General features: G+C 54.5%; 18 protein-coding genes. 10 read left to right on the top strand and 8 right to left on the bottom strand.

Annotated features, from left to right (window positions below; all coding sequences use genetic code 11):
- Nucleotides 1-112 precede the first annotated feature (112 nt).
- A complete protein-coding gene (serS, locus tag ABEA08_RS21855; RefSeq protein ID WP_345337574.1) occupies nt 113-1402 on the bottom strand; it encodes a serine--tRNA ligase in 1290 nt (429 codons plus the stop codon).
- 112 nt (nt 1403-1514) lie between these two features.
- Between serS and ABEA08_RS21850 the strand changes: the two genes are divergently transcribed.
- Nucleotides 1515-2882, top strand: a complete 1368-nt coding sequence (locus tag ABEA08_RS21850) for a tyrosine-type recombinase/integrase (RefSeq protein ID WP_345337573.1) — start codon at nt 1515-1517, stop codon at nt 2880-2882.
- A 50-nt stretch (nt 2883-2932) separates the two neighbouring features.
- Here the strand turns inward: ABEA08_RS21850 and ABEA08_RS21845 are convergent, their stop codons facing one another.
- Nucleotides 2933-3799, bottom strand: a complete 867-nt coding sequence (locus ABEA08_RS21845) for a TIR domain-containing protein (protein ID WP_345337572.1) — start codon at nt 3797-3799, stop codon at nt 2933-2935.
- A 484-nt stretch (nt 3800-4283) separates the two neighbouring features.
- On the opposite strand from ABEA08_RS21845, the gene ABEA08_RS21840 reads away from it, so the two are divergent.
- The 7 genes from ABEA08_RS21840 to ABEA08_RS21810 all read left to right on the top strand — a co-directional run bounded on the left by ABEA08_RS21840 (nt 4284) and on the right by ABEA08_RS21810 (nt 8060).
- On the top strand, nt 4284-4832 hold the full coding sequence (locus tag ABEA08_RS21840) for a recombinase family protein (protein WP_345337571.1): 549 nt from the start codon (nt 4284-4286) through the stop codon (nt 4830-4832).
- Nucleotides 4833-5248: 416 nt separating this feature from the next.
- On the top strand, nt 5249-6046 hold the full coding sequence (locus tag ABEA08_RS21835; RefSeq protein ID WP_345337570.1) for a helix-turn-helix domain-containing protein: 798 nt from the start codon (nt 5249-5251) through the stop codon (nt 6044-6046).
- Nucleotides 6047-6185: 139 nt separating this feature from the next.
- On the top strand, nt 6186-6473 hold the full coding sequence (locus ABEA08_RS21830; RefSeq protein ID WP_345337569.1) for a hypothetical protein: 288 nt from the start codon (nt 6186-6188) through the stop codon (nt 6471-6473).
- Complete coding sequence (locus ABEA08_RS21825; protein ID WP_345337568.1) at nt 6455-6793, top strand: hypothetical protein; 339 nt, start codon at nt 6455-6457, stop codon at nt 6791-6793. The genes ABEA08_RS21830 and ABEA08_RS21825 overlap by 19 nt, the downstream gene beginning before the upstream one ends.
- A 16-nt stretch (nt 6794-6809) precedes the next feature.
- The gene (locus ABEA08_RS21820) at nt 6810-7022 is read left to right on the top strand and encodes a hypothetical protein (protein WP_345337567.1); all 213 of its coding nucleotides are present in this window, start codon (nt 6810-6812) and stop codon (nt 7020-7022) included.
- A gap of 171 nt (nt 7023-7193) precedes the next feature.
- Complete coding sequence (locus ABEA08_RS21815) at nt 7194-7802, top strand: hypothetical protein (protein WP_345337566.1); 609 nt, start codon at nt 7194-7196, stop codon at nt 7800-7802.
- Nucleotides 7803-7811: 9 nt separating this feature from the next.
- Entirely contained in the window at nt 7812-8060 is a 249-nt protein-coding gene (locus tag ABEA08_RS21810) for a hypothetical protein (RefSeq protein ID WP_345337565.1), read from the top strand.
- Nucleotides 8061-8302: 242 nt separating this feature from the next.
- Here the strand turns inward: ABEA08_RS21810 and ABEA08_RS21805 are convergent, their stop codons facing one another.
- From ABEA08_RS21805 to lrp, 6 genes are all read right to left on the bottom strand, one after another.
- The gene (locus ABEA08_RS21805; protein WP_345337564.1) at nt 8303-8545 is read right to left on the bottom strand and encodes a hypothetical protein; all 243 of its coding nucleotides are present in this window, start codon (nt 8543-8545) and stop codon (nt 8303-8305) included.
- 237 nt (nt 8546-8782) lie between these two features.
- Nucleotides 8783-9157 (bottom strand): fluoride efflux transporter CrcB, encoded by a 375-nt coding sequence (gene crcB / locus ABEA08_RS21800; RefSeq protein ID WP_345337563.1) that lies wholly within the window; start codon nt 9155-9157, stop codon nt 8783-8785.
- Nucleotides 9150-10478, bottom strand: a complete 1329-nt coding sequence (locus ABEA08_RS21795; RefSeq protein WP_345337562.1) for a replication-associated recombination protein A — start codon at nt 10476-10478, stop codon at nt 9150-9152. The genes crcB and ABEA08_RS21795 overlap by 8 nt, the downstream gene beginning before the upstream one ends.
- Nucleotides 10475-11080: an outer membrane lipoprotein periplasmic chaperone LolA gene (gene lolA / locus ABEA08_RS21790; RefSeq protein ID WP_345337561.1), complete on the bottom strand. Its 606-nt coding sequence runs from the start codon at nt 11078-11080 to the stop codon at nt 10475-10477. The genes ABEA08_RS21795 and lolA overlap by 4 nt, the downstream gene beginning before the upstream one ends.
- The gene (locus tag ABEA08_RS21785; protein WP_345337560.1) at nt 11080-13497 is read right to left on the bottom strand and encodes a DNA translocase FtsK; all 2418 of its coding nucleotides are present in this window, start codon (nt 13495-13497) and stop codon (nt 11080-11082) included. The genes lolA and ABEA08_RS21785 overlap by 1 nt, the downstream gene beginning before the upstream one ends.
- Before the next feature lie 159 nt (nt 13498-13656).
- Nucleotides 13657-14160, bottom strand: a complete 504-nt coding sequence (gene lrp, locus ABEA08_RS21780) for a leucine-responsive transcriptional regulator Lrp (protein ID WP_345337559.1) — start codon at nt 14158-14160, stop codon at nt 13657-13659.
- Between the two features lie 181 nt (nt 14161-14341).
- Between lrp and ald the strand changes: the two genes are divergently transcribed.
- Complete coding sequence (gene ald, locus ABEA08_RS21775) at nt 14342-15463, top strand: alanine dehydrogenase (RefSeq protein WP_345337558.1); 1122 nt, start codon at nt 14342-14344, stop codon at nt 15461-15463.
- A 104-nt stretch (nt 15464-15567) separates the two neighbouring features.
- On the top strand, nt 15568-16527 hold the full coding sequence (trxB, locus tag ABEA08_RS21770; RefSeq protein ID WP_345337557.1) for a thioredoxin-disulfide reductase: 960 nt from the start codon (nt 15568-15570) through the stop codon (nt 16525-16527).
- Nucleotides 16528-16534: the final 7 nt, after the last annotated feature.

The following is a 16534-nucleotide window of genomic DNA, read 5'->3' as shown; positions in this document are numbered from 1 at the left end:
ATACGCACAAAAAAGCCAGCTCGAAAGCCAGCTTCTTATCGCACTTAGCGTCTATCTCGCGTTTTGGCGCGACGGCCGGAGATCACACCCTTCGACCGCGATCAGGCCAAACTTACCCGATCTGGCTATGACCGCCCATGTAAGGGCGCAGCACTTGCGGGATCTCAATGGTACCGTCGGCACGCTGATAGTTCTCTAGGATGGCCACCAAGGTACGGCCGACAGCCAAACCAGAACCATTCAAGGTATGCAGCAGCTCGGGCTTCTTGCTGCCAGGGCGACGGAAGCGGGCCTTCATACGGCGCGCTTGGAAATCCCCCATGTTGGAGCACGAAGAGATCTCGCGGTACTTGCTCTGGCTCGGTACCCAAACTTCCAGATCATAGGTTTTGCAGGCGCCAAAGCCCATGTCACCCGTACACAGAACCACCTTGCGGTAAGGCAGCTCTAACAACTGCAGTACCTTCTCGGCGTGACCGGTCAACTCTTCCAGCGCCGCCATCGAATCCTCAGGCTTAACTAGCTGAACCAACTCAACTTTATCGAACTGGTGCTGACGGATCAAACCACGGGTATCGCGACCTGAGGAGCCCGCCTCTGAGCGGAAACACGGCGTATGGGCGGTCATTTTAACCGGCATATCCGCCTCATCGATGATCTCATCGCGAGCAAAGTTGGTCAGCGGCACTTCTGCCGTCGGGATCAGGGACAGCACCCGCTCGCTGTCTTCGGACAGCGGCTGGGTGTGGAACAGATCCTCGCCAAATTTTGGCAGCTGACCGGTACCACGCAAGCTATCTGGATTAACCAGATACGGCACATACATCTCGCTGTAACCGTGCTCGGTAGTGTGCAGATCGAGCATGAATTGCGCCAGTGCACGGTGCATCCGCGCGATCTGACCGCGCATGACTACGAAACGGGCGCCAGACAACTTCGCCGCCATCGCGAAATCAATGCCGTTGACCCCTTCGCCCAGATCAACATGATCTTTCACTTCAAAGTCATACGACTTTGGCTCGCCCCAAACGGCAACTTCAACGTTTTCGTCTTCGTCTGCGCCCACAGGAACCGACTCATCAGGCAGGTTCGGGATACCGGCCGCAATGTCATCCAGCTCGACCAGCAACGCTGCCAGCTCCGCCTTTTGGGCGTCCAGCTTATCGCCCAGATCGGACACTTCCGCCAGCAGCGGGGCAATATCCTCGCCCTGTGCCTTCGCCTTACCGATGGACTTGGAGCGACTGTTACGTTCCGCCTGCAATTGCTCGGTTTCAACCTGCAGCGACTTACGACGCTCTTCCAGATCAGTCAGGCGGGATACATCGAGAATGAAGCCACGGGTGGCCAAACGCTCGGCAGTTTGCGCCAGCTCGGCGCGCAGGAATTTGCTGTCTAACATATCGCTCTTAGTTCTTTGAGTTCGAAAAACTGTAGTCCTTTCAAGCACTTAGATGATTTAAGAATCATTCGGAGTGCGCTGTACCAGAACTGTACCAGTAGAGTATTTAGAATTGTCAGCACTTTATCACAGAAACAGCAAGGACTACATCAAGGCGCACCTGTCTGATGGGATAGTATTCGCCATTTCTTTAAGCAAGTTCGGTATTGAACCGACCCAGCACATCAAGCACTTGCTTGAACACATCGTTACCGAGGTGAAGCTCGGCATGCCTGACAAGACACCGCAGGAGATGCGAGAAGCTGTCCGTGCCTGTTTCGTTCGTGAACTCGTACGGCTGAAACGAAACTTACTGGGAACCGGGGACGTTCTATCTGGACTACTCAGCACACCCGTGAGCACACCAGAGCCTATTGCACAGCAATCCCCTGCCCCCGCTGAACCTGTGCCTGTACCGCCTCCTGTGCAGCCGCATGGCCTAACCGTCAGAGACATACGCAAGCACTGGAAAGAGTATCGAGCGGAGAACATCAAGCATGGCCGGTGGCGTGTCAGCACTACCGGACAGGTGCAGCAAGACAATCACTTCTCTGGGTTTGAGAAGACGTTTCTCTCTGCGCTGAAAGCCAACACCGTGTTTGATAAGGCGTTGGCGAGAGAGTACCGGAGCCTAATGCAGCAGCTGCCGCAGGGATGGTCAAAGTCCATTCGGTACGGCAAGACCATTAAAGAAATCATCGCTGACGCTGACCCAGATAAAACACTCGGCACCAGCACCGTGAACCAGCAGATGAGCAACATGGGTGCATTCTGGCGCTGGATGGTCAATCAGGATTACACCGACAAGAACGTATGGGATGGTCTTCGTATCCGTGCCGCCAAAGGAAAGCAGCGCAAAAGTCTGGATATGCGGGAACTGAACCTGCTGAAAGCCACTGCCAACGCCGACACAGGGCACGAGAAGTTCATCCCCTTGCTCGGCATGTACACGGGGGCAAGGGTTGGTGAAATCGCGCAGCTCAGGACTGACGATGTAGACCTGCAGGCCCGAACGATTCGCATCACTGACGGTGACGGGCAGCAGGTCAAGAATGAGACCAGTCGAAGGACTATCCCTATCCCGCCGCAGATTGAGCAGGAGTTCATCGAGTACGTCGAAGGCGTTATCACAGCACAGAGTAAACTCTCAGGAAAAGATGCGCAGGTGCGTACTCTCTGGCCGGAGGTGCAAGGCCGGACTTTGAACTCCAAGCGGAACGTCGTGGTGCGTTGGTTCAGTTATAAATACCGCGATGCCATTGGCGAGACCTTTCACGTCCTACGGCACACCTTTATCACCGAGCTGTACCGTGCTGACGCACGCCCCGACATCATCAAGGACATCGTTGGGCATGAGCAGTCGGGAACCACAGAGAAGATTTACCGGAAGCGCAGCACGGTTGAGCAGATGCGCGAACAGATACAGTTGCTGCCGTACTAACCACCCGCTACCAACATCGACTTGAGGAAGCTGGCAGCGGGTCGCGTTTTCTAGAAGGCCCAATCATCTTCACACAGCAGGGACTCAATTTTCGCCTTGTTCGCGAGAATGTAATCAGTCCCCTGCTCTGTCAGGAAGAAACCCAGGTACTCGTTACCTTGCATGTCTTCATGCCACTTCTTTGATACAAGGTTGAGGTTGCATAACGTAAGCAGTGCTAGGTGAACCGCTGGTTCGTTGTACTGTTTTGACCGTGCCGGGTTCGGATTAAAACCTTGAACCTGACGACCATTGCCGCAAAGCGCCCGAGTGATTTCCCATGCAGACTTGGGACAGTCTTCAGTGAGTGAGGTGAGCAGTTCCCCCAAAACTAAATGTTCAAGGTCACTAACCTCGCTTTCTATGTACTCAAAAGTTAAGTTCGGCACCTTGAGCTGACGCTTCGGTCGTGTCTTCTGGGTCTTTGCCATGGCTTTAGCCAGCTTGCCACAGACGGTAAATAACTCAGACTCCAGTTCATCACTTCGGTCGGGGTTGTATGTCGCAGGTGTTATTCCTGCAAGGTCTGATGGAAGCTGCAAATCACTGTCCCGAGGTTGTACGATAAAACATCGCTCGCGCCCAAGACTCCCAATGAAAAGCCCAAGCTCGAAAACCACGTTGTCTCTAGCTTTGCTCACTTCGGTATCTCGGAACTTCACAACGTCATCGGGAGTGAACAAAAATATTCCAAAGTCAAAGCGCTGAGGTAAAGTCTCCAGCGTCTCGATGGCTGTTTGAGACAAATCAAAGAGGTGCGTCCAGTTCGTTAACTCCGCGTCGTATTCCAGATTGGCATGTAACGCACGAACCTCCTGCAGCGCCTCGCTAGAAGATGCTATGAATACCCGTGGCTTATTGGTCTTATCTTGGGACATTGATTCTAACCGCTTCCTTGTCTAAGTGTCTGATTCAACATGCTACATCGCTATCGAGTGTCATCCAAGTCTGAGCATACAACTCTAAAAAGTGACTTAGAATTCCGTGGGGGTATCACGTTAGCACCGCGCCCAGATGTCCCCCATAGTCCTCCCTGCACGGCCCTGAGAGCGATTCCTTCCGGCAGTTCAGTGCGTTACCCTCCTTTCCCATTGGAGCCCTTCCAGCATGCCTGAGATGGTGCTTCTGATATGCATCCTGTCCTGCTATAGCCACACTAAGCCAACCACAAACAAGCACATCCAGCCGTTCAACAACGCTCGGAAGGTAGTTCAGGCTTTGGCTCAAAAGTATATCTTTTGACACATAGCTCACGCTCTAGCTCTAAAGGTCTGGTTCCTAGTTATGAGCCAGTGCAGAATGAAAGCTCAGAGACCTTTTGAGCCACAGGGTGGCGATTGCAGAGCCAAATCAGAGAGCCGTATGTCAGAGCAAGTAGGATACATTCGAGTCAGTACCGCACAGCAGAACACAGCCCGTCAGCTCGACGGTGTGCACCTCGACACAGTGTTCGAGGAAAAGACCAGCGCCAAGACGAAAGACCGTCCAGAGCTGCAGGCAGCTATTAGGCACTGCCGAAAGGGTGACACCCTGAACGTGCACAGTCTTGACCGTGTATGCCGGTCCGGTGCTGGCGATGCTGTGAGTATCGTTGAGGAGTTGACCAGCAAGGGCGTCAGCATTGTCTTCCACAAGGAGGGACTGACGTTCAGCGGCACGATGTCAGCGGCACAGAAGGGTGTGCTGAGTATCTTGGCTGCTGTTGCTCAGATGGAGCGGGAGCTAATTAAGGAGCGGCAACTCGAAGGTATTGCAGCGGCGAAGGCTGCAGGCAAGCACATGGGCAGACCAAAAGCAGCCGCCACTCCTGAACAGGTACGGGAACTGCGTGCTAGTGGGTTGAGTATTGCCAAGACGGCGGAGCAATTGGGCATCAGTCCTGCGACCGTGAAACGGCTGCAGAAAACGTAGCTGTCGGTACTGACCGCAAATCTAAATCTGGATTGTGGAATTTTTGCCCCTCTCGAATTGCAACTCACTATATGGAGAGGAACCCCGTAATTACTACACAGTATATGGACAAGAGTTTCGGGGAGCTTCTGCTGCCTCATTTACTACACACTATGGGGATAAGGGGCCTGTAATTGTCCCTTACTATACGGACAGGGGCTTCAGAGTTCCGGAATTAGGGACCACTTACAGGTAGAACCAGACAACCCAACCTCTCCGCTCTACCCCATCCATCCTGTGTCAAATGACACACCCATCCCCGTGTGACCATCTATGTAAAAGCCAGCCCAAAACCCGACTGAGTGCAGACAACTCTGCTTTCGGGGGACTGGCTCCTGCTTGGTCGTATCACTATCCAGCATCGACCAGGAGGAACAATGCAGGCTGAACAGACAACCCAGAACGAACACTCCAAAGAGCACCCGTACGCTGCGAGCATGCGCAACCTGTACGCCATGAAACCGGATATTGCTTTCATCGCCAAACAATACGGCGTCAGTACCGAAGTAGTTAACCGTGCCTGCGGCATCACCGCTACTGGTGTCGATGGCAGCGCACCGCAAGATGCAGCCCGTCGGTGCTACCTGAAACAAAAAGAAGCACAACGGGAGCTAGTTGCTGAACTGAAACGCATTGGCTACAAGGTTGAACGCTTCACTCAAGATGAGGTCACGTTCATGGTCTCCGAAGTGCTCGACGGACTGACCGCAAGCGAGGCTATGAACGCCTGCATTAAGAAGTTCGAGCGTTGCCCCGAGTGGGTATCCAAGATTAAGCACAAGCAGCACAGGGGACGGATTAAACGTGCTCTGAATGAAACCGAACAGCACTGCACCCAACAAGACGCCAAGAGACTAGGAATCATGACCCGCTCAGACAAAGCCGACGTTATCAACAGCACTATGAACTCAGCACTGAATAAACTCGCCCAACGTAAAAGCATCATCGACAAGTTCAATGCTATGGAGGCACGACAACGGGAAGCAGAGCAGCGTATCGCTGAGCTTGAGGCTCGTATGGGTACCGTTGAGGGTGACGTTGTATCAGCGGGTGGTCAGGCAGCAGAGCGAAAGGCGCAAGCTATCGCTCTGAAGTCTCAGGGCTGGGCCGTTAATCGTATCGCTGAGCATCTAAAGGTTAACAGGAAGACCATTAGTCGCTACCTGAACAGCTAACCAGTTCTTCTCTATGTATGTATATACATAAGGAGAATAGGGCATTTTATGGGACATTCAATGTCCCACCCTTGTCCCACCAGCATAAGCAGCCACCCTCAGCGGTGGCTTTTTAGTACCTGAATTTTAAGGAGTCAGTATGCCCAAACCCCGAATCAGTATGCTCGACGTCCCGTTTCCGAACGGTATGACACTTCGCCAGAAGTACCAGCGCGCCGAGCAAAGAGCAAAGCGCTGCATCTATGACGACTTCCACTTGATGGGCGTCCTTGCCTTCCAGACTGGCGACATGCAGTTGAGAGACTTGCTCAAGCTCGCCGACGAAACCCCGCACCTCAGAGCAGCCAGAGCCGGTGCGCATACCGGTTGGGAACAACCACAACAGAAGAAAGAACAGGAGCAAACAGAATGTCAAAAGACGACCTGATTGGGGCTGTGCAAGCCCTGATTGACCACGAAGACAAGGCCAAGAAGATTGCCGAGCTAGAGCGCAAGCTCCTAGAGGCCAAGGCCGAGCTCAAGACTCGTGGCATCCGCATTCGCTCCCTCAGCGGAAACCTCACGCAGAGTCGGGAAGCAACGAAACGCGCCAAGGCTGACGCCAGTACGCAACGCCAGCACCGCATGCATGCTGCAACAAAGCTCAGTCAACTGCAACGCGGACTGCGAGTAAAGCGCATTGACACCGCAGCGGTCCTGAAAGCCGGTTGGCTGCCGGACTCACAGTACCAACACACCACACTCTGACACCTGGAGAAAGACCATGAAGCACTACGAAGAAGTACTAACGCACGACCCAGATTGCAGCATCGCCGAGTTGATGCTCCGAGGGCAAACCGAGATGCAACAACAGCAGGCTATCCGCCGAGCTGAGCTGAACGCTGACAGAATCCATCAGGGCAAGCCGATGCGGCACAACCTGCCCTCGGGCAAGGCGTACGCAGAGCTGCGTCGGCAACACGGAGGTATGTACTGATGCCTGCCGCCAAGCTGAACCCGGACACTTGGACGGATGCAATCAAGTTAGCCGAGGCGCTGGAAGCATGCCGGACCGAGGAGGAGCAGCTGCTCGTTGCGGAACTGCTCACGCCCGTACCGGACACCCCGACCGATACCCCTTCACACGAACTACCAGGAGACCAGTGATATGGCAGTAACAGGAATGAGCCAACGCTCTGACACCCCCGGCGCTACCGCGCAGACCATCGTTTCAGCTCGCGCCAAGGCAGAAGCCGAAGCACAGGCCCGAGTTGAGCAACGCCTCGATTACTTCGAACGCTTGGACGTCGAGCAGTACGACCTTGACCTGCAAGAGCTGCAGAGCATTGAGGCAGAGATTGCACAGCGCCAACGGTACACCCCGCAGGTGCCAACCATCATGACAGCCAAGGCATTCGACGCACTGGATAGCCTGCCAGCCGTTCGCGGCATCCTGAGCCGGGGTGACCTGCAGACGAACATCAGCACAATCCGGAACCAGCGTAGCCAGCTCGAAGCCCTGCGAGACCTGCTGGCAAGTGGTGCCGAGGTCTGTGACGAACTGCTGGCCCAGCATGACAGCATCGAACTGCAGCGCAAGAAAGTACGCCAGCACGCCGCAGGTATTACCGAACTGGTAAAGGAGCACCAACAGCTCAAGCAGACCGTGCTTACTCCAGACTCACCGACCGAAGACGCCATTCTGCGCATGCTTCGCCGGGAGCACCGCAAAGCCAATACCTTGGCCGCAAACCAAACCGAACCACAACAACACTAAGGAGGACGTATGTCCCTGAACATCCAAGAACTGAAACAAGAGCGCGAGAAGCTGCGTACTGCAGCAGCCCTGCAAGACCCATTCGACCAAGGGCTGTACGCTGCCGCAGGCATTGCCACCGCAGTCGAGAGCGTACTGACCAAGGGCCTGAACAGCTCTGCACTATCCGACGCTGCCGAGAGTGAGCTGCAGGACTATTTCCTCGGCGTAGCTATGGCACTGGGGTATGTCCCGCCGGAGCCACCGCCAGAGGCATAAGCCAGTACTTAAACCAATAGATACCAAAGCAACCCTTCTGGGATGTCTCCTTCGTCCAACTGGTATCTGTTGGTTTTGGTATTGATTGAGATTGCTCTGCTCTCATACATTCGAAACTGTGGAGCAACTGTGCGGAGACTTGAAAGGAAGGACTAAAGGGGTAACACCTGTGAACGACTATGCCCCATAAATGTGGTAACGCGGCTTAACTACGGCTACCTGAGTCAAAGCAGTGTCGAGTTTCAGTGCCAAAACTGAACAATGACAGCAAACACATTCACAACAGTCATGACTAATATTGCGGCCGTCATGTTTTTCATGCTCTTCGTCATTCTGTGCATTTCGGTGCTTTGCTCAGATGACTCTCTCCGGGCGATTTCTTCTCTATAGAAACTCAACCCAGGAACGGTATTGCCGGATAGAGCATCATACTTTCCCTTCAGCTCATCCAGTGTCATCTTGCTCAGGTTTTCATAGTTTTCCATGTGTACACCAAATGAAAATTGCATGTAGAACTGAGGCTTCGTCGACCGGCAAATTCTAGCTCACGACGAGGTGCTATAGAGCGCACAAAGCTGTACCAGTTTTGTACCTATCTTGTACCCGGCTGAGCGAGTGCGTATACTCCCGCGAACGGACACAGTTAGAAAATCTCAACGTTAACAGCGGTTTGCGCCAGTTCGGCGCGCAGGAATTTGCTGTCTAACATATCGCTCTTTTTATCAGCTGTGTGAAGTGACCAGTTGTTGACCGAGATACACCATGCCGAGGCACAGCGTCACGTTCAACAACACGTTCATCAGGGCCTTTATCCACTCACCGCTCTGCATCATCAATACAGTTTCATTGGAAAAAGTGGAAAAGGTGGTCAAGGCTCCCAGCATCCCGACTCCGATAAAGGCTTTTAACCCAGGAGACAGAGAAGCCATCATGGTCAGGGCATACAGATAACCCATCGCAAAAGAGCCTACGCAATTAACCAGCAGTGTACCAAACGGAAAGCCTGTTCCGAATAGGCGGATCGCAAGAATTGATACCCCGTAGCGCATTGTTGCACCGATTGCGCCGCCACAGGCGACCGCAAGCAGGTTATTCATACCTTTTTTTCTCGCTCGTTTGATTGAGGTGACTCAAATATCTTAATTTTTCAGAGATTTTTTTCTCCAGGCCACGTTCAGTCGGCTGATAAAGCCGAGTTCCTTGCAGCGATGGGGGCAGATACACCTCCCCGGCCGCGTATGCACCCGGCTCGTCATGAGCGTAACGATAGTCATCACCATGCCCCATCGACTTCAGCAGGGCCGTCGGTGCGTTTCTCAAATGCACCGGCACATCCAGATCCGCCGTATCTCGGGCCAACTGTTTAGCCGCCGAAAACGCCCGGTAAACCGCATTGCTCTTCGGTGCGCAGGCCAGGTAGACCAACGCCTGAGCGATCGCGCGCTCTCCTTCTGCAGGGCCGACACGATGAAAACAATCCCAGGCATTCAGGGCCACGTCCATGCCGCGCGGATCGGCATTGCCGACATCCTCAGAGGCGATCGCCAGCAATCGTCGAGCGACATAGAGGGGATCGCCGCCACCGGCCAAGATCCGTGCATACCAGTACAGCGCTGCATCGGGATCACTGCCGCGGACCGACTTATGCACGGCGGAGATCAGATCGTAAAATTGATCCCCCTTATTATCAAACCGTGCGACCGGCTCGCCTGCAACCTCCGCCAGGTGCTCCAACGTCATCTCGCCGTTGCCACACAGTTCGGCCATCAATTCCAGTAAATTGAGCGCCCGACGCGCGTCACCGTCAACATGTCGTGCCAAGGCATCCTCAACCTCTGTTGGCAGCACCAGCTCAGTTTTGCCAAATCCCCGCTGCGGATCAGCCATGGCTTGCGCCAAGATCTGGCCGATCTCTTCATGGGTTAACCGTTTGATCAGGTGGACACGCGCACGAGATAACAGTGCGTTGTTGATCTCAAACGAAGGGTTCTCCGTCGTCGCCCCGATGAAGATCACCGTGCCATCCTCAATATGAGGCAAGAAGGCGTCCTGCTGACTCTTATTAAAGCGATGTACCTCATCCACGAACAACAGGGTTTGCCGTCCGTGGGTCTGAGCGATCTCCTTGGCCTTCTCGATGGAGGCTCGGATCTCCTTTACACCTGAGGTGACCGCCGAGATCCGCTCCACATGCGCGTTACAGTGGCTGGCAACCAGCTCAGCCAAAGTGGTTTTGCCGGTGCCTGGCGGCCCCCACAACAACATCGAATGCGCCCGGCCCGCTTCCAAAGCTTGCCGTAGTGGTTTTCCCGGTGCCAACAGATGACTTTGGCCAATGTACTCCTGCAGATCCCTCGGCCGCATCCTCGCCGCCAGTGGGCGAAAGTCCGGGCCAAAATTAAAGCTTAAGCTGCTCATTGATGGCGCTGATCGTCGATATAGGTGCCTTCCGGTGGCGTGAAATGGAACTGGCTGGACTGGGCCAGCTCGGTGGTGAAGTCCGTCAGTAACATGGTGGTTCGCGTGCCCTGTGCATCCACCAACTGCAGCTTGGAGATCACCTCATCGTTAAAGCAGACCTGCATCTGGACATCACTCGCCTGAGTATCGGTCAGGGTGAAGCACTCTTGGGCTTGCACCACATTCCATCGAGCCCAGATCGCCGGATCCTGAGACGACAACAGGGACAATGGTGTCTGGCTGATCGCATCATCCACGTTGCTCACCGTCACCTGTTCAACATAGGGATCGTAAAACCACACCGCTTCGCCATCGGAGATCAGCTGAAGTGGCTCGGGATCCCGCTGCTCCCAGACAAACTTCAAGGGCGCCTGCAGTGCAACGTGTCCAGCGCTTTGCTGCACCAGATTGTTATCAAAGTCGAACGCTTGCTGGTTAAACTGAGCCTCAAACTGTGGCAGTTGTGCCAATCTCAGTTTGAGCACGTCGGTGTCATCCGCTTGCGCCATCGCGAACGGAATGCCGCTGCTTATTAACAGCGCAGCACAGATCTTTTTCATCAATTTGTTGGTCCTGGTACCAAAACTTCTCGATTACCGTTATGCCCTGGGGCACTGACCAAGCCGCTTTCTTGCATTTGCTCGACTAAGCGGGCGGCTCGGTTGTAACCGATCTTCAATTTACGTTGCACACTCGAGATCGAGGCGCGCCGTGATTCAATCACAAACTGTACGGCTTCGTCATACAGCGGATCCTTTTCGCTGTCGCTGTCACCATTCTCTCCGGGCAAGAGCACCATCTCACCGCCACTCTCACCGGAGAGGATCTCATCGACATACTGAGGCTTAGCACGGGTACTCCAATCCGCCACCACTTTATGCACCTCATGATCATCGACAAAGGCGCCGTGCACCCGGATCGGTACGCCGGTGCCCGGTGGCAGGTACAACATGTCCCCCTGCCCGAGTAGCTGTTCGGCCCCTTGTTGGTCCAAAATGGTTCTCGAGTCCACCCGGCTGGAGACCTGAAAGGCGATCCGGGTTGGGATATTCGCCTTGATCAATCCGGTGATCACATCCACAGACGGCCGCTGCGTGGCTAGGATCAGGTGGATCCCCGCCGCCCGCGCCTTTTGTGCAATGCGGGCGATCAGCTCTTCCACCTTCTTGCCGACGATCATCATCATGTCGGCAAACTCGTCCACCACCACCACGATCGAGGGCAGCTTACCCAGCGCCGGCGCTTGGCTTTCCATGCCCTGCTCCGGTTTCCACAGCGGATCCAATAACGGCTCACCGCGCTCTTGCGCCTCGAGGATCTTGGCGTTGTAACCCTTCAGGTTGCGCACGCCCAACGCCGACATCAACTTGTACCGTCGTTCCATCTCGCCGACGCACCAACGTAGCGCATTGGACGCCTCTTTCATGTCGGTCACCACTTCGCAGAGCAGATGAGGGATCCCCTCATACACCGACAGCTCCAACATCTTGGGATCGATCATGATCATCCGCACATCTTCGGGCGTCGATTTATACAGTAGGCTGAGGATCATCACATTGACCCCCACCGACTTGCCCGAGCCCGTGGTACCGGCGACCAGCAAATGGGGCATTTTGGCGAGATCCACCACCACGGCTTGCCCGGAGATATCCTGTCCCAACACCATGGTGAGATTCGACGCAGAAGCGGCAAAGTTGGGTGATGCAAACACATCGCGCAGATACACGATCTCGCGATGTTTATTCGGCAACTCAAGTCCGATCACCGATTTCCCCGGGATCACCTCAACCACGCGCACACTCACGGCGGACAGCGCCCGTGCCAGATCTTTGGCTAAGTTCGTGATCTTGGAGACTTTGACCCCAGGAGCGAGATCAAGTTCGAATCGCGTGATCACCGGCCCTGGATGCACATCCACGACCGTCGCGTCGATATTAAAATCCTTCAGTTTGGCCTCGACCAACCGGCCTATCCCATCCAGCTCTTCACGACTGATGGGGTCCTCCGATTTGTTGGGACGATCAAGCAGCTCCAAGGTTGGCATGGGGGTCACGGCAGCAGCTGGGACGATCGGAGCCTTGCCCTGACGTTGGCGCGCCTGATTGACCGCTTGTTCGAGATAAGGCTCGAGCGTATTTTGCTCGATATCGTCGGCCTGCCAAGGCGGCGTCAGCACCGGCTCGACCGCGCCAACCGATGGTTCGACCCGCTCCGACGTTGCTGGCGGGGCGGGCTCATGCTGCTGTGAGGCATCATTGCCGCGCGGTGCCAAAGCGACGTCATCACTGGTTGGCTCGTTTTGCTGCGGTTTGGGTGCCTTGAATCGCTCGAACACCTCCATAAAGCCACGGGTATCCTCGCTGTCTTCCCGCGCTTCACTTAGCCGCTGTGGCAATCGGGCCAGGGCCAGCACCAATGCGATCACTCCGGCGCCCACCCACTCGGCGATGGTCAGCCAGCTTAATCCGGTCATCAAGGTAAAACCCGCGGCGATAAAACACAGCAGAATAAGAGTCGTGCCGATCAGATTAAAGACAGGGAGCATGGCCGAGGCGATCACATCACCTAAAACGCCACCGGCAGAGAAATAATGGATATCATCGGCATTAAGTGACGCCAACGTGGCAAAACTCAATACCGTCAGCAAAAAGCCGATCAAGCGCAGGCCCACAGAAAAGTAATCGATCTCGGTGAGCTGGTAGGCCTGATGGAACGCTAGCCAACCGACAATGGCGACCACAAAGGGGATCACAAATGCCGTGATCCCAAACACAAACAACAAGACATCGGCGATCCACGCCCCGACCAACCCCATGGCATTGCGCACATCGCCGTCCCAGGCCACAGTGCTCCAGCCAGGATCTGCCGGATGGTAAGTCGCCAATGAGAACAAGGTGAACAATGCCGCCAGCGTCGTCAGGATCAACCCGCCTTCCAACAATCGTTGCCAACCACTCAACGGTTCAAGCTTGGTCATGAACAATGGCGCCCTCAATTCTCAAAAATAGGATAAGTGACGCTACCTTAGCAAACCCACTGGACAGATGCATGGTTACGGCTTGCGGTCGTTCATTGAAGCAACAAAAAAGTGCCACACTGGGCACTTTTCGTTTTTTTCGCTCAACCGATTTAAGGTTTAAGCGAGTGCGGTCGAGGCGATTTGAACCCGGCTGGTCTGCTTTACTTCTTCCATGACAACATAGGTTCGGGTGTCTTTGACCGAAGGGAGCTTCAACAGCGTTTCCGACAGCAAGCGACGGTAGGCCGTCATATCGCTGACTCGGGTTTTTAACAGATAATCAAAATCACCAGAGACCAGATGGCATTCCTGAACGTCTTCCAGTCCCATTACAGCCTTGTTGAATTCATCAAACACATCTGGCGAATCACGATTCAAAGAGATCTCGACATAAACCAGCAGTGATGCTCCCAGATAGTGCGGGTTCACCTGAGCGGTGTAGCCGAGGATAAAGCCTTGACGCTCCAAACGCTTCACCCGCTCCAAGCACGGAGTAGGACTGAGACCGACTCGCTTGGACAGCTCAACGTTGGAGATACGGCCATCTCGCTGCAGTTCATTCAAGATGTTACGGTCGATCCTATCCAGTTCTTTTAACGGCTTTTTCTTGTTATATGCCATATTAACTTCCTTTAATTCCCGTCTCTAGCGGGATTTTCATCCATTTGCACCCAAATAAAGTGAGGGAAATGCTCCCAGTCGCAGAATATACTACTTTTGATGCTAAGGCCAAGTAAAACATCACAAATGTTTTCACAGGTCAGCAAATCGTTAATAACGCAGATTGGAGGCGGACATAACAATGATTATCGGTGTACCCAAGGAGATCAAAAACCACGAATACCGGGTGGGTATGGTGCCCGCCAGTGTTCGTGAGTTGGCCCTGCGCGGCCATCAAGTGTTCGTAGAAACGCAAGCAGGACTGGGAATAGGCTGTACTGATCAGGATTACATCGATGCCGGCGCGGAGATCCTCCCTGACGCCCAAGCCGTGTTCAAACACGCCGAGATGATCGTCAAGGTAAAGGAACCCCAAGCGGTCGAACGCGCAATGTTACGCCCGCAACAACTGCTGTTTACCTACCTTCACCTCGCGCCCGACCCAGAACAAACTGTCGAATTAGTTCAAAGTGGCGCTACTTGTATCGCTTATGAAACGGTCACCGATCAACACGGAGGTCTACCTCTACTTGCTCCGATGTCCGAAGTCGCAGGACGCATGTCGATCCAGGCGGGTGCCCAAGCACTGGAAAAATCCCATCAAGGCCGCGGCATGCTGCTCGGCGGTGTACCGGGCGTTGAGCCGGCCAAGGTCGTGGTGATCGGCGGCGGCATGGTGGGACGTAACGCCGCATTGATGGCGGTTGGCATGGGCGCCGACGTCACTATCCTGGATCGCAACGTAAACGTCTTGCGTGAGTTGAATCATCAGTTCGAGAACCGCGCCAAGGTGATCTATTCAACCGCCGAAGCGTTGGAGCAACACGTGATCAATGCCGATCTGGTGATCGGCGGGGTGCTGATCCCTGGGGCTGCCGCGCCGAAGTTGGTCACACGAGAGCATATCCGGCAAATGAAATCCGGGGCTGCCATTGTGGATGTCGCCATTGACCAAGGTGGCTGCGTCGAAACGTCCAAAGCCACCACCCACCAAGATCCGGTCTACCTGGTTGACGACGTTGTCCATTACTGTGTCGCCAACATGCCAGGGGCCGTGCCAAGAACCTCTACCTTCGCCCTCAACAATGCCACCCTGCCCTTTATCATCAACCTGGCCGATAAGGGGGTTGCCCGTGCCCTACTGGATGATCCGCACTTGATGAAAGGACTGAACGTGCTCGACGGCAAGATCACCTGTCCCGAAGTGGCCGAGGCATTAGGCTACAAATATCACGACCCTTATCAACTGATAAAAGCAGACTGAGGCAATCGATAGATCAGAACAAACGGGAGCGGCAGCTCCCGTTTCTTTTGGTATGCCTTTTACATACAATCGCCGCAACGCGAACTTATAACTCGGAGTAACAGATGAGCGCAGTCAAACATAGCCAACTGTTGATCTTGGGATCAGGCCCTGCCGGATACACCGCCGCAGTCTACGCCGCCCGAGCCAACCTCAACCCAGTATTGGTCACCGGGATGCAGCAAGGCGGACAGCTCACCACCACCACGGAAGTGGAAAATTGGCCCGGCGATGCCGCCGATCTAACGGGGCCAGCGTTAATGGAGCGAATGCATCAGCATGCGGAGCGCTTCGAGACCGAGATCCTGTTTGATCACATCAATGAAGTCGATTTGGCAAACCGCCCGTTTCGTCTCAAAGGGGACAGCCGTGAATACACCTGCGATGCCCTGATCATCGCAACCGGTGCCAGTGCAATGTACCTTGGACTGGAGTCGGAAGAAGCCTTTAAGGGCAAAGGGGTGTCAGCCTGCGCCACCTGTGATGGCTTTTTCTACCGCAACAAACCGGTCGCCGTGGTCGGTGGCGGCAATACCGCGGTGGAAGAAGCGTTGTACCTCGCCAATATCGCCTCAGAGGTGCACCTGATCCACCGTCGCGATAGCTTCCGGGCGGAAAAGATCCTAGTCAAACGCCTGATGGACAAGGTCGAAAATGGCAACATCATTCTGCATACCGACCGCGTCCTGGATGAGGTTTTGGGCGATGCTATGGGCGTTACCGGCGCCCGCATCAAGCACACGCAAAGCGACGCCACCGAGCAGTTGAACGTCGACGGCGTGTTTATCGCCATTGGGCACAGCCCCAATACCGAGATCTTCAAAGATCAACTGGTAATGAATAATGGCTACATCAAGGTCAACAGTGGACTGGAAGGCAACGCCACCCAAACCTCGATCCCCGGCGTCTTTGCTGCCGGCGATGTGATGGACCATATCTACCGTCAAGCCATCACTTCAGCCGGTACCGGCTGCATGGCCGCGCTTGATGCTGAGCGCTTCCTCGACGCCCTGGCGGAACAATAAGCAATAG

The organism is Ferrimonas pelagia (assembly GCF_039543565.1).
Taxonomy (GTDB): domain Bacteria; phylum Pseudomonadota; class Gammaproteobacteria; order Enterobacterales; family Shewanellaceae; genus Ferrimonas; species Ferrimonas pelagia.
This window is presented reverse-complemented; position numbering and strand designations above follow the sequence as displayed.

Excerpts from the sequence above, each read along its gene's own strand:
- ABEA08_RS21815 (WP_345337566.1), top strand. The coding sequence starts at position 7,194 with ATGGCAGTAACAGGAATGAGCCAACGCTCTGACACCCCCGGCGCTACC.
- lrp (WP_345337559.1), bottom strand. The coding sequence starts at position 14,160 with ATGGCATATAACAAGAAAAAGCCGTTAAAAGAACTGGATAGGATCGAC.
- serS (WP_345337574.1), bottom strand. The coding sequence starts at position 1,402 with ATGTTAGACAGCAAATTCCTGCGCGCCGAGCTGGCGCAAACTGCCGAG.
- ABEA08_RS21835 (WP_345337570.1), top strand. The coding sequence starts at position 5,249 with ATGCAGGCTGAACAGACAACCCAGAACGAACACTCCAAAGAGCACCCG.
- ald (WP_345337558.1), top strand. The coding sequence starts at position 14,342 with ATGATTATCGGTGTACCCAAGGAGATCAAAAACCACGAATACCGGGTG.
- ABEA08_RS21830 (WP_345337569.1), top strand. The coding sequence starts at position 6,186 with ATGCCCAAACCCCGAATCAGTATGCTCGACGTCCCGTTTCCGAACGGT.
- ABEA08_RS21785 (WP_345337560.1), bottom strand. The coding sequence starts at position 13,497 with ATGACCAAGCTTGAACCGTTGAGTGGTTGGCAACGATTGTTGGAAGGC.
- ABEA08_RS21795 (WP_345337562.1), bottom strand. The coding sequence starts at position 10,478 with ATGAGCAGCTTAAGCTTTAATTTTGGCCCGGACTTTCGCCCACTGGCG.
- ABEA08_RS21805 (WP_345337564.1), bottom strand. The coding sequence starts at position 8,545 with ATGGAAAACTATGAAAACCTGAGCAAGATGACACTGGATGAGCTGAAG.
- ABEA08_RS21840 (WP_345337571.1), top strand. The coding sequence starts at position 4,284 with ATGTCAGAGCAAGTAGGATACATTCGAGTCAGTACCGCACAGCAGAAC.
- trxB (WP_345337557.1), top strand. The coding sequence starts at position 15,568 with ATGAGCGCAGTCAAACATAGCCAACTGTTGATCTTGGGATCAGGCCCT.
- ABEA08_RS21820 (WP_345337567.1), top strand. The coding sequence starts at position 6,810 with ATGAAGCACTACGAAGAAGTACTAACGCACGACCCAGATTGCAGCATC.
- ABEA08_RS21810 (WP_345337565.1), top strand. The coding sequence starts at position 7,812 with ATGTCCCTGAACATCCAAGAACTGAAACAAGAGCGCGAGAAGCTGCGT.
- ABEA08_RS21845 (WP_345337572.1), bottom strand. The coding sequence starts at position 3,799 with ATGTCCCAAGATAAGACCAATAAGCCACGGGTATTCATAGCATCTTCT.
- crcB (WP_345337563.1), bottom strand. The coding sequence starts at position 9,157 with ATGAATAACCTGCTTGCGGTCGCCTGTGGCGGCGCAATCGGTGCAACA.
- ABEA08_RS21825 (WP_345337568.1), top strand. The coding sequence starts at position 6,455 with ATGTCAAAAGACGACCTGATTGGGGCTGTGCAAGCCCTGATTGACCAC.
- lolA (WP_345337561.1), bottom strand. The coding sequence starts at position 11,080 with ATGAAAAAGATCTGTGCTGCGCTGTTAATAAGCAGCGGCATTCCGTTC.